Genomic DNA, 12667 nt, shown 5'->3' with positions numbered 1-12667 from the left:
CCCCGAGGCGGCTCGCAGAGGGCGAATAGCCCTTGGAGTCTAGGCTCGGGGACGATTTCAGTCATCAGGCCAAAGCCGCGACGAGGTCGTCCAGGGTGAGCCCGACGAGCGACTCGCGGAAAGTGAATGTCGGGCGCGGCGGAACCGGGATCGCGGACGGGATGATGATCGCTCGGACACCGGCGGCGAACGTCGACGCCGCACCCGTCGGAGAATCCTCGATGGCGAGGCAGCGGCGCACGGGAAGCCCGACGATCTCCGCCGCACGACGGTAGATATGCGGTTCGGGCTTGCCCGCCTCCACCTCGTCCCCGCAGACGGTCGCGACGAAGCGGTCGGCGCCGATCGTCTCCAACAGGACGTCGGTCACCTCGCGCATCGTGTTCGTGACCAGCACCATGGGGATGTCGGCGGCGGCCACCATGTCCAGTGCGTCGACCGCACCGGGACGCCACGGCGTACCGGCCGCGAACAGGTCGATCACTCGTTGAACCATCCACGCCTCGTCGGCCTCGAAGTCCCGGCCCGATTCGGGCACGAGCGCGGCGTCGTACACCTTCGTCATCGCGTCGGGAGAACTGTTCCCCATCGTCGACTCGCGCAACGTCGGGGTCATCTCGATCCCGAGTCTGTTGGCGAACTCCACCAGGACCTGCTCCCACAGTGGTTCGGTGTCGAGCAGGGTGCCGTCCATGTCCCAGAAGACCGCTCCGGGCTGGCCTGCTTCGTCGATCACTGTGTCCTCCTGGTGGTTGGTGGCGAATGATGTCTCCGCCCCCACCCTAGGTGTTGAAGTACTTCGCTTCCGGGTGGTGGAGCACAAACGCGTCGGTCGACTGTTCGGGATGCAGCTGGAGCTCCTCCGACAGTTCGACGCCGATGCGCTCCGGCTCGAGCAGATCGATCATCTTCGCGCGATCCTCGAGGCTCGGGCAGGCGCCGTAGCCGAACGAATAGCGTGCGCCGCGGTACTCGAGATCGAAGAAGCCCTGCGGCCGATCCGGGTCGCCGTCGGCCATCGAACCGCCGTCGAACGTCAGCTCACTCCGCACCCGCTGGTGCCAGTACTCGGCGAGCGCTTCTGTCAACTGCACGCCGATGCCGTGAACTTCCAGGTAATCGCGATACTCGTCGCCCGCGAACAGCTCGTTCGCGAAATCGGCGATCGGCTGGCCCATGGTCACGAGCTGGAACGGCAGAACGTCGACACGGCCGGCCTCGATCGCGTCCTCGCGGGACCGGATGAAGTCGGCGATGCACAGGAAACGAGTCCGCTGCTGGCGCGGGAACTCGAAGCTGTGCCGGATCGGCGACGACGGGTCGGCCGACTCGAGGACATGCACCACATCACCCTCGCTGACAGCCGGGAAGTACCCGTACACGACAGCCGCGTGGGCGAGGATTCCCTCGGTGGCCAGTCGCGAGATCCATTCGCGCAGGCGGGGACGACCCTCGGTCTCGACGAGCTCGTCGTAGTCGGGACCCGAGTCGCCGCGCGTGCCGCGAAGCCCCCACTGGCCGAGGAACAGCGCGCGCTCGTCGAGCATCGTCAGATACTCGGCGACCGGGATGCCCTTGACGATCCGGGTGCCCCAGAACGGCGGCTCCGGGATCTCGTTGTCGGCGGCGACGTCCGACCGTGCAGGAACCTCGACGGGAACCTCGGCCGCCTTGCGCTTCGCTGCGATCCGCTGCGACCGCTCTCGGCGGGCCTTGCGCTCAGCGACCTTCGCTGCAGCGGCCTTGGCCTCCGGGCTGTCGGGGTCCGGTCCCTCCCCGCGCTTGATCGCCATGATCTCGTCCATCAACGTCAGACCCTCGAACGCATCACGCGCGTAACGGACGTCTCCCTCGTAGATGTCGGCGAGATCACCCTCGACATAGGTACGAGTCAACGCCGCACCGCCGAGGAGGACGGGGAACTCGCTCTTACCGCGCGAGTTCATCTCCTCGAGGTTCTCCTTCATCACGACGGTCGACTTCACGAGCAGGCCGGACATCCCGATGACGTCGGCACGCTGATCCTCTGCGACCGAGAGGATCGTGGCGATGGGCTGCTTGATGCCGATGTTGACCACGTCGTAGCCGTTGTTCGACAGGATGATGTCGACCAGGTTCTTGCCGATGTCGTGGACGTCGCCCTTCACGGTGGCGAGCACGATCCGCCCCTTGCCGTCCTCGTCCGAGGCCTCCATGAACTGCTCGAGATGGGCGACAGCGGCCTTCATCACCTCGGCGGACTGCAGGACGAACGGCAGCTGCATCTGGCCTGAGCCGAACAGCTCACCGACGGTCTTCATGCCCGAGAGCAGGGTGTCATTGATGATCGACAGCGGCGGGACGGTCTCACGAGCTTCGTCGAGGTCCTCGATGAGGCCGTTGCGCTCCCCGTCGACGATCCGGCGTTCCAGTCGCTCGAACAGCGGCATCTTCGCCAGCTCCGCGGCACGGGATTCGCGGGCCGACGCCGCCGACACGCCTTCGAACAACTCCATGAGCTTCTGCAAGGGGTCGTAGCCCTTGTCGTCGGGACCGTCAGTCCCCTGCTCACGCCTGCGGTTGTACACGAGGTCGAGAGCCGTCTCCCGGTGCTCGTCTGGGATGCGCGCCATCGGCAGGATCTTCGAAGCGTGCACGATGGCCGTGTCCAGTCCGGCCTGCACGCACTCGTGCAGAAACACCGAGTTCAGCACCTGGCGGGCCGCCGGATTGAGACCGAACGAGATGTTCGAGATGCCCAGTGTGAAGTGGATCGTGGGGTGGGACTGCTTGAGACGACGGATCGCCTCGATCGTCTCGATGCCGTCGCGGCGAACCTCCTCCTGGCCCGTCGAGATCGGGAACGTGAGGGCGTCGATGATGATGTCCTCTTCGGCGAGGCCCCAGTTCTCGGTGATGTCGGTGATGAGCCGTTCGGCGATGGCGACTTTGTGGTCGGCGGTTCGGGCCTGCCCCTCCTCGTCGATCGTCAACGCGACGACCGCGGCACCGTGTTCCACCGCGTGCCGCATGATGCGCGCGAAACGGGAATCGGGTCCGTCGCCGTCCTCGTAGTTCACCGAGTTCACGGCGCACCGACCGCCCAGATGCTCCAGTCCGGCCCGGATCACCTCGGGTTCGGTGGAGTCGATCATGATCGGCAACGTCGACGCGGTGGCGAATCGCGACGCGAGCTCTGTCATGTCCGCGGCGCCGTCGCGGCCCACATAGTCGATGTTGAGGTCGAGCATGTGCGCCCCGTCGCGCGTCTGGTCCTTCGCGATCTCCAGGCACTTCTGATAGTCGCCTGCGATCATCGCCTCGCGGAACGCCTTGGAACCGTTCGAGTTGGTGCGTTCGGCGATGACCAGGAAGCTTGCATCCTGATCGAACGGCACGGCCGTGTACAGAGACGACGTCTCCGACACGTGTTCCGGGGTGCGCGGCTTGGGCTCGACGGCGGCGACGGCCGCGGCCACCTGGCGGATGTGCTCCGGGGTGCTGCCACAGCAGCCGCCGACGAACTGCAGGCCGTAGTCCCGGACGAACCCTGCGAGCGCCTCCGCCATCTCGGGAGCCGTGAGCGGGTACTCGGCACCGTTCGCCCCGAGTACGGGGAGCCCGGCGTTCGGCATAACTGACACGGGTACTCGCGCGTGCTTCGACAGGTACCGGAGGTGCTCACTCATCTCGGCCGGACCGGTGGCGCAGTTGAGGCCGATGACGTCCACTCCGAGCGGCTCGATGGCCGCCAGTGCGGCGCCGATCTCCGATCCGACGAGCATCGTTCCAGTGGTCTCGACGGTGATGTGCGCGATGATGGGGAGATGGCGACCCATCTCGTCCATCGCACGACGTGCCGCGATGACCGCCGCCTTGAGTTGCAGCAGATCCTGGGACGTCTCGATGAGGATGCCGTCGGCGCCGCCTTCGAGCATGCCGAGAACACACTCCTGGTACGCGTCGCGGATCACGGCGAACGTGGTGTGTCCCAGGCTGGGGAGTTTTGTGCCGGGTCCGATGGAGCCCAGGACGTAGCGGTCGGTTCCGTCGGCAGACGGACCCATCTCGTCGGCGACGCCGCGGGCGATCGAGGTCCCCTTGTAAGCGAGCTCACGGATGCGGTCGGCGATGTCGTAGTCACCGAGGTTCGACAGGTTGCAGCCGAAGGTGTTCGTCTCGACGACGTCGGCCCCGGCTTCGAAGTAACTGCGGTGGATGTCGGCGAGAACATCGGGGCGAGTGTCGTTGAGGATCTCGTTGCAGCCCTCGAGCCCGAGGAAGTCGCCGTCGACCGTGAGATCGGCGGCCTGAAGCATCGTGCCCATAGCCCCGTCACCGATCAGTACACGACGCGACATGGCCTGAAGCAATGTCGAGTCGTACGAATCCTGGCGCGAAACGGAGTATGGCATCCCTCCAGCGTAGTTCGCCGTCGAACGCGGTCCGCCGTAGGCTCTTCTCGATGAACTCTCCACGCCCGTCCGGTCTGCCCGAACTGCGCCGCCCGGTGATGATCGCCGCGTTCGGCGGATGGAACGACGCCGGAGACGCAGCCTCGTCCGCAGTCGAACATCTGGCCCTGACCTGGGACGCAACGGATCTCCGCGAGATCGACGGCGACGACTTCTACGACTACCAGTCCAACCGGCCGACGATCACGACCGTGGACGGTGTGACGCGTCGCATAGCGTGGCCGTCGACGTCTGTCTCGTATGCGCGCCTTCCGGACGCCGATCGAGACGTGGTGTTCGTCCTCGGACCCGAACCGAACCTGCGGTGGCGCGCGTTCTGCTCCCAACTGGTCGAACTCGCTGACGCGTTGGACGTCGAGCTCGTCGTGATGATGGGGGCGCTGCTCGCCGACACGCCCCACACCCGGCCCGTCCCGGTGTCCGGATCGGCGGAAACGAGCGCGGCCGCGACGCGTTTCGGGCTGTCCCCGAGCAAGTATGAGGGCCCGACCGGCATCACCGGCGTCCTCCAGGACGCATTCGTCCAGGCCGGAGTACCGTCCATCTCGCTGTGGGCTGCGGTCCCCCACTACATCGCGCACCCGCCGAACCCCAAGGCCACCGTCGCGCTGCTTCGGCGTCTTGAGCCCATCATCGAGGTCCCTATACCTCTCGGCCGTCTCGATCAGCAGGCTCGAGACTGGCAGGAGGACGTCGACGAGATGATGTCCGACGATGACGACATGGCCGCCTACGTCCGTGATCTCGAGGAACGGGAAGACGACGAGGCCGGCGACGAGAACCCGATGGTCGAAGTAGACGGCGACGCCCTCGCCGCGGAGTTCGAGAAGTACCTCCGCAGAAGGAACGAGGGCTCGGACTAGTGTCGCGTGTTGAAAGTTCCTAGACGGTTGGAGGTGCTCCGCTGTGCAGCTGGCAAGGCGGAGGAGGGAGGGATACCGGCAGGTATCACGACCGACGACAACGCCGCCAGGTGTGCAGCGGGGTGCCGCCAACCATTAAGGAACTTTCAACACGCGACACTAGCTAGCCGATGCGTTCAATGTCGACGACCGGCGTGGTGATACGCCAGGTACGGACGTCCGGATCGTCGGCCGCGGTGACCCAGAACTGTGCGGGCTCTCCGACAACGCACTGCTTGACGCCGATCAGGGGGATGTCTTCGGAGTCGCGCCGCAGTTCGCTGACCTCCCAGCGCTGATCCTCATTGCGCCCCACGCCCGGAGCTCGGAGCAGGGTCATCTCCTCGAAGTCGAGCACGTAAGTCGACGTGTGGGTCATCACCGTCCAGACACCGTCTGAGGTGCCGGATGGAATCTCGCTGACGCGGGTCATGGCTTCCTACGCACTCGGGTTGATGTCGACGCCGAGGAGGGCGTCGACGGCGGCGGCGACAAGTCCGGGGGCCTCGGTCGACGAACCGATGCCCAGAATGGCGTCGGCGGCCCACGCGTCGACGGCCGCGAGCGCCTTCGGTGTGTCCAGGTCGTCCGCGAGATGCTGACGGAGGCGTGCGACGGTGTCAGTCGCGTCGGGTCCGGTCTCGAGAGCTGCGGCACGACGCCAGGTGGCGAGCCGACGCTCGCCGTCTGACAGGACGAGATCGGTCCACATGCGGTCGTCGCGGTAGTGCCCGCTGATCAGGCCGAGTCGAACGGCGCCGACGTCCACTCCATTGCGCCTCAAGACGGACACCTTGACGAGGTTGCCGAGGCTCTTCGACATCTTCTCGCCGTCCAGACCGATCATTCCGGTGTGGACGTAGTGGCGGGCGAAGCGGCGCTCCCCCGTCTCGGCTTCGGCGTGCGCCGCAGAGAACTCGTGGTGGGGGAAGATCAGGTCGCTGCCGCCGCCCTGCACGTCGAACGCCATGCCGAGTCGGTTGAGGGCGATGGCTGAGCACTCGATGTGCCAGCCTGGTCGCCCGGCGCCGAACGGTGACTCCCACGACGGCTCTCCGGGCCGTTGGATGCGCCACAGGAGTGCGTCGAGCGGATTACGCTTACCCGCACGGTCCGGGTCGCCGCCGCGTTCGGCGAAGTACTTCGCCATCGTCTCGGCGTCGTAGCCCGACTCGTAGCCGAACTGCTCGGTCGCATCGACGCTGAAGTACACGTCGGGGTACTCGGCGTCGTCGACGACGTAGGCTGAACCGTTCTCGAGGAGGCGGCCGACGGCGGCGATCACCTCGTCGACCGACTCCATGGCACCGATGTAATCCCTCGGCGGGAGGACCCGCAGCGCCGCCATGTCCTCGCGGAACAGGTCGATCTCCCTCGTGCCGAGGTCTCGCCAGTCCACACCGTCGCGTTCGGCGCGCTCGAACAGCGGATCGTCGACGTCGGTGATGTTCTGCACGTAATGGACGTCGTGTCCCTGGTCCCGGAGCACCCGGTTGATCAGGTCGAACGTCACGTAGGTGGCGGCGTGACCGAGGTGGGTGGCGTCGTACGGGGTGATGCCGCAGACGTACATTCCGGCGACGGGTCCGGGCGCGAGCGGCGCCACCTGCTTCGACGACGTGTCGAACAGACGTAGAGCCGGTGAGACGCCGGGTACGGACGGGATCTGGGGCGACGGCCACGACTGCATGTCCACAACTGTATGTCGAGCGGTCGGTCGGCCGTCGAACGGGCCGTGTTCTTCTCGCTCGGGTCAGAACGGCGGCCACGGGATCGCGCGCTCACCCGGCGGCAGCGGCATCGTCCCGCCGTCGAGGAGGCGCGCGATGCGGTCCCGGAGGGCGCCGATCTCGCCTGGTGTGATCAACGCACCGAGTCGCACGGTCAGCGCGTCGTCACCGTCCGCGAGCCGCTCGGCCACCCGAGTCAAGTCCACGAGAAGGTCGCCCGGAACGGCTTGCCCCGCCCATCCCCACAGGACGGTGCGCAATTTGTCGTCCGTGTGCAGGCAGATCCCGTGGTCGATCCCGTACACGTGTCCGTTCTGATCGACGAGGATGTGACCGCCCTTGCGGTCGGCGTTGTTCACGACCACGTCGAAGACTGCGAGTCGTCTGAGGCTCGGGGTGTCGGAGTGGACTAGTGCGACCAGCGATCCGTCCTCGTCGTATGCACGAAGTATCGGGATCACATCGTCGCCGACGGCGTCGACGGGAACCAGGTCGACCGGATCGCGCACCTCGGGTTCGTCGGGAACATGGATCCAGCGTTGCAGCATTCCCGGCCCCAGATCGGCGTCGGACGGTCCGGTCTGGCGGAGCACCGTCTCCGGGACGACGCCCCAGCCGAGCGCTTCGCTGATCAGGTATGACGCGACCTCGCGGCCGGCGAGGGTGCCGTCGGGAAAATCCCAGAGCGGCACCTCACCTCGGACGGGCTTGTAGACGCACATCAACTCGTCGGGTCCGGCATGGCACGCGAGGGTGAGGTTGCTCGCCGTGGGTATCCGTCCCAACAGCGTCAGGTCCCCATCGGTGAGGACCTCGAGGATGGTCCGGTTCACTCCGGGCGGTCGTCGTCTGTGTCGTCGTCTGCGGTGGTCGAATCGTGGTCCACTTGGAAGGACGCGTCGAATCCCGGCACCACGCGTCCGAGCGCGGCGAGCACGTCGGGATCGATGAACTCGTCGGACCGCGAGAACTCGACGTCCCGCTTGTAACCGTTGCTGCGGGCGCAGATGTGACCCGACGCGTCGAGCGGCATCGTGCAGAGCGGGCAGAGGGGACGGCCTGCGGCGATCACCCTCATCGACCGCGCGCTGAACTGCCGGGCGGCATCGGCCGACAGGAACACCCGGACCGTGTCGGGCCCTTCTTCCGTGTCGTCGAGGATGACGCTCTCGTCCAGTGGCTGCTCGGTGATCGCGAGCAGTTCCACCACCACTGCCGACGCTTCGGCATCCCAACCCAACCCCATCGACCCGACACGGAACTCGGATTCGATCGGATTGGCGAGAGGCTCGGTGTCGACGACCTGTTCGGTCTCCGGCGGCACACTCGCGCCGAACCGGCGGGCCACCTCGTCCAGGAGGTACCCGAGGCGGTCCGCGAGGATCAGTACCTGCTGCTTCTCGAGTTCGACGCTCATCACCCGCTGGTCCTGCGACACCTGGAGGAAGAAGGTGCGATCCCCGGGGACGCCGACCGTGCCGGCGACGAACCGGGCCGGGCTGCGGAACTCATGAATCGTGCGCGACACTGCTACTCCACCTTCCTGCTGATGACTGCGACGCCCAATGACCGCAAGGCTACGCGCCCTTGCCTCCGCCGACATCGGCGTCGGTGTGGTGGCGCGGCGCGGGAAGCACGATCGCTCCCGGGTTGTTCACGGTGATCACATAGGGCCGATCCCGCGTGTACCGGATCACGGTGATCGACGCAGGGTCGACGACGATGCGCTGAAAGGAGTCGAGGTGCATCCCGTAGGCGTCCGCGATGACGCTCTTGATCACGTCACCGTGCGAACAGGCCAGCCAGACTCCGTTCCCGTCGTCACCGCCATGAACTCGGTCGAGCTCCCGGACGGCGGCGCAGGCCCGACGAGACACGTCGGCGAGACCCTCCCCGCCAGGGAACACCGCCGCCGACGGATGACGCTGCACTGTGCGCCAGAGGGGTTCGTCGACGAGTTCGGACAACTTGCGGCCGCTCCACTCGCCGTAGTCGACTTCCGCCAACCGCGCGTCTTCGACGTCGGTCATGCCGTCGAGATGGCCGACGAGGGGCGCAACGGTCTCTGCACAACGTTGCAGCGGAGACCGCACCACTGCGGTCAGCCGGTCGGTCACGCCGTCGAGGCGTTCGATCAGAGCCGTCGCCTGGGCACGGCCCGCGTCGTCCAGTGCGACTCCGGGTGTGCGACCGGCGAGGACACCCGAGGTGTTGGCCGTCGACCGCCCGTGGCGGACCAGTATCACCGTCATGGTCCGAGCCTATGTCGCCGAGATGACGCCACCGGCGAGCAGGCCGATGACGAGGAGACCGAGCGCGATCCGGTAACCCGCGAACCACGCGAGCGAGTGATGCGAAACGAACTTGAGCAGCCACGCGATCGACACGTAGCCGAGGACGAAGGCGATGGCGGTCGCGACGACGATCTGCGGCCCGGACGCGGTCACCTGGCCGGCGGCGGCCGGTTCGAAGGCGTCCTTGAGGCTGAACAGGCCCGACGCGACGACCGCGGGGATGGCGATGAGGAATGAGAAGCGGAACGCCGCCGCGCGTTCCATGCCGACGAACAGACCGGCCGACGCCGTCGCACCCGACCGAGAGACGCCGGGAATCAATGCCAGACACTGAGCGAGGCCCATGGCGATCGCGTCGCGGCGAGTCATCGTCTCGATCGACTTCGACCGTGAACCGATGCGTTCGGCGGCGATGAACACGAACGAGAACAGAATCAGCATGATCGCGACCAACCACAGGTTGCGCGCGGCGGTGCTGATCTGGTGCCGAAACACGAAGCCGAGGACTCCGATCGGGATGGTGGCGAGAATCACGTACCAGCCGATCCGGTAGTCGACGCCGCGTCGCTCTGGATTCCGCAGTCCGCCGAACCAAGCAAGAACGATTCGCCAGATGTCCTTGGCGAAGAAGATCAGGACGGCGAGTTCGGTGCCCAACTGCGTGACCGCGGTGAATGCCGCACCTGCGTCCTGCCCGAACCAGATCTGCGACACGATCCGCAGGTGTCCGGACGAGGAGATCGGAAGGAATTCGGTCAAACCCTGCAGGGCCCCGAGGACCACCGCCTGAAGCCAGCTCATCGTTTCAGTCACGGGCGTAGATGCTACCCATCACGAGGCGGCGGGCGGCGGTCACGCAAAATGGAGGACATGCATGTGCGAACCAAGGTGGCGGCTGTCCTGTTGGCGACGACGATGGCGGTGACGCTCGCGGCCTGCGGCGACAATGCGTCGGAGAACGCCGACAACGCGCAGACTGTGGCTCCGGCGGTGGCGGCCGAGTCCCCCGCGACTCCGGCGTCGCCTGCGGGTGTGAACGTCCCCCAGGTCGCCGGCATCGCGATCGCTCAGGTCGGTTCGACCACGGCGGTCCTGAACGCCGACGGACGGTCGGTCACGTTGCACGTCCAACCGGGTGCGATGGACACCCCGCCGCCGAAGACGGTGTCGCTGCCGGTGTCCGGTCTCGTCGACCTGATCGCCGCGGACGGCGCGTTCCTCGCAGTCGGGCCCGACGGTCTGATCGAGATCGCACCCGACGGCGCCTTCACCATCCGCCGCGATTCGATCGACTCCCCCCTGTCCGTCGCGGTGAAGGGAGACCAGACTCTGGTCGGCACGGCGAAGGGCACCTTGTTGGTCTACCCGGCCGACCCGCATGCGTCGCCTCGAACGATCGGCGGATTCGTGCGGGTCGACCGCATCCTCGTCGCGCCGGACACCGCCGACGGCGTCGACGGCCAGGTGTCCGTGCTCGATCGGGCTCAATCGGCGATCCTGCCGGTCGACATCGAGACGGGCGAGCACAAGGCTGCGCTGCGTGCGGGCAACGGTGCGACGAACGCCGTCGTCGACAGGTTCGGTCGAATCATGGCGACCGGAACTCGCGACGACGAGATCTACGCCTACTACGGCGCACCGATCGTGATGCGCCTGCGGCGGCCGGTGTCGCCGAGCCCGTACGCCCTCGCCTACGACGAGAAGCGTGACCTGCTGTGGGTGTCGTCCACCGGCGTCAATGAGGCCGTCGCCTACGACCTGTCGCGCGGTGACGGCAAGGAACGCGCCCGCATCGCGACCGTCGGTCAGGTCTCGGCGATGACCGTCGATCCGGCGAACGGCGGGCTCCTGCTCGTCTCGGCGCGTGGTGACGGCCTCCAGTTCGTGCCCGCCACCGCGACGACCCCCTGACGCACACGCGCCGTAGCGCTTCACCGTCCCCTCAGACCCAGCCAGGAGAAGGCGACATCATGCTGAGCACCGTCAACCGACTGATCTACCCCGCCTTGCTGAAGGTGATGTTCCTCGTTCAGCCCGAACGTATTCACACAGTGATTCACCGCGCGATCAGCGTTGCGGGCCGCACACCGGTCGTGCGTTCGCTTCTGGCGAAGGTGTTCGCACCGAAGGACCCGATTCTCCGAAGCACCGCCTTCGGTGTCGACTTCCCCGCTCCGATCGGACTGGCCGCAGGTTTCGACAAGACCGCGTCGTGCGTCAATGCCTGGGGGCAGCTCGGCTTCGGGTACGCCGAGATCGGCACGATCACCGGGCAGGCTCAACCGGGCAACCCGGCTCCACGCCTGTTCCGGCTGCCCGCCGACCGTGCCCTGATCAACCGGATGGGCTTCAACAACCCCGGCGCCGAGGCCGCCGCCGTGAAGCTCCGTGAGCCGCGACCGGGTCCGGTCCGCGCCCCGATCGGCGCCAACATCGGGAAGACGAAGGTTGTGCCCCTCGACGGCGCCGTCGACGACTACCGGGTGTCGGCCCGACTGCTCGCGCCCCTCGCCGACTTCGTCGTCGTGAACGTGAGCTCGCCGAACACCCCCGGACTTCGCGATCTGCAGGCCGTCGAGTCCCTGCGGCCGGTCCTGGCGGCGGTTCTCGACGAAGCGACGGTTCCCGTCCTGGTGAAGATCGCACCCGATCTGTCCGACGAGGACGTCGATGCGGTGGCCGACCTCGCCGTGGAACTCGGCCTGGCCGGGATCGTCGCGACCAATACGACCATCAGCCGGGCCGGCCTGCAGACGCCGACCTCGGACGTCGACGCGATCGGCGCAGGCGGCCTCTCGGGACCTCCTGTCGCCGACCGCTCGCTCGAGGTCCTGCGTCGGCTGTACGGCCGTGTCGGCGGCAAGGTGTCGTTGATCAGCGTCGGTGGGATCGAGACCGTCGATCAGGCGTGGGAGCGCATCATCGCGGGCGCCGATCTGCTGCAGGTGTACACCGGGTTCATCTACGGCGGCCCGGTGTGGCTCAAGGAACTCAACGACGGCATCGCCGCTCGCCTCCGTGCAGGCGGGTTCGCCACACTCGCCGAGGCAGTCGGCTCCCGCCCTACTCCCTGACCGACCGCATCCCGCTCCTTGCGAACGCATCCCCTGCTCCTTGAGCAAACGAAGTGAGTCGAAAGGTCCCTCGCCGACCCACGAATGCGTGATCGACCAGACGCTTCGACTCACTTCGTTCGCTCAACGAGCAGTAGGACCTCCTCGTTCGCTCAACGGGCAGTAGGAACTGCGTCCTCCGTTCGCTCAACGTCGCGGTTCTGCGGGACGAAC

General features: G+C 66.7%; 11 protein-coding genes. 3 read left to right on the top strand and 8 right to left on the bottom strand.

Translation table 11 applies throughout. The features are described 5' to 3' along the window. Positions 1–64: 64 nt before the first annotated feature. Positions 65–736 carry an HAD family hydrolase gene (locus tag GM1_RS02025; RefSeq protein ID WP_008376199.1) on the bottom strand — a complete coding sequence of 224 codons (672 nt, stop codon included), beginning with the start codon at positions 734–736 and terminating at the stop codon, positions 65–67. Positions 737–782: 46 nt separating this feature from the next. Then, entirely contained in the window at positions 783–4394 is a 3612-nt protein-coding gene (gene metH, locus GM1_RS02020) for a methionine synthase (RefSeq protein ID WP_008376198.1), read from the bottom strand. A gap of 50 nt (positions 4395–4444) precedes the next feature. Here metH and GM1_RS02015 point away from each other — a divergent pair, with 50 nt between their 5' ends. Then, on the top strand, positions 4445–5317 hold the full coding sequence (locus tag GM1_RS02015; protein WP_008376196.1) for a PAC2 family protein: 873 nt from the start codon (positions 4445–4447) through the stop codon (positions 5315–5317). A gap of 163 nt (positions 5318–5480) precedes the next feature. Here GM1_RS02015 and GM1_RS02010 read toward each other — a convergent pair whose 3' ends face one another. From GM1_RS02010 to GM1_RS01985, 6 genes are all read right to left on the bottom strand, one after another. Further along, the gene (locus GM1_RS02010; RefSeq protein ID WP_008376195.1) at positions 5481–5789 is read right to left on the bottom strand and encodes a hypothetical protein; all 309 of its coding nucleotides are present in this window, start codon (positions 5787–5789) and stop codon (positions 5481–5483) included. 6 nt (positions 5790–5795) lie between these two features. Beyond that, entirely contained in the window at positions 5796–7046 is a 1251-nt protein-coding gene (gene mshC, locus GM1_RS02005) for a cysteine--1-D-myo-inosityl 2-amino-2-deoxy-alpha-D-glucopyranoside ligase (RefSeq protein ID WP_040519363.1), read from the bottom strand. Between the two features lie 63 nt (positions 7047–7109). Then, complete coding sequence (locus GM1_RS02000; protein ID WP_008376192.1) at positions 7110–7919, bottom strand: SCO1664 family protein; 810 nt, start codon at positions 7917–7919, stop codon at positions 7110–7112. Continuing rightward, positions 7916–8614, bottom strand: coding sequence for a DUF3090 domain-containing protein (locus GM1_RS01995; protein WP_008376189.1), 699 nt, complete (start codon positions 8612–8614; stop codon positions 7916–7918). Before GM1_RS01995 ends, GM1_RS02000 begins: the two co-directional genes overlap by 4 nt. A gap of 49 nt (positions 8615–8663) precedes the next feature. Continuing rightward, positions 8664–9338 carry an MSMEG_4193 family putative phosphomutase gene (locus tag GM1_RS01990; protein ID WP_008376188.1) on the bottom strand — a complete coding sequence of 225 codons (675 nt, stop codon included), beginning with the start codon at positions 9336–9338 and terminating at the stop codon, positions 8664–8666. A 9-nt stretch (positions 9339–9347) separates the two neighbouring features. After that, positions 9348–10193 carry an undecaprenyl-diphosphate phosphatase gene (locus tag GM1_RS01985; protein WP_008376186.1) on the bottom strand — a complete coding sequence of 282 codons (846 nt, stop codon included), beginning with the start codon at positions 10191–10193 and terminating at the stop codon, positions 9348–9350. Positions 10194–10250: 57 nt separating this feature from the next. On the opposite strand from GM1_RS01985, the gene GM1_RS01980 reads away from it, so the two are divergent. After that, positions 10251–11291, top strand: a complete 1041-nt coding sequence (locus GM1_RS01980) for a YncE family protein (RefSeq protein ID WP_052005286.1) — start codon at positions 10251–10253, stop codon at positions 11289–11291. Positions 11292–11350: 59 nt separating this feature from the next. Then, on the top strand, positions 11351–12454 hold the full coding sequence (locus GM1_RS01975) for a quinone-dependent dihydroorotate dehydrogenase (RefSeq protein ID WP_008376183.1): 1104 nt from the start codon (positions 11351–11353) through the stop codon (positions 12452–12454). The last annotated feature ends 213 nt before the right edge of the window (positions 12455–12667 follow it).

This window comes from Gordonia malaquae NBRC 108250 (genome assembly GCF_000344135.1).
In the GTDB taxonomy this organism is placed as follows: domain Bacteria; phylum Actinomycetota; class Actinomycetes; order Mycobacteriales; family Mycobacteriaceae; genus Gordonia; species Gordonia malaquae.
This window is presented reverse-complemented; position numbering and strand designations above follow the sequence as displayed.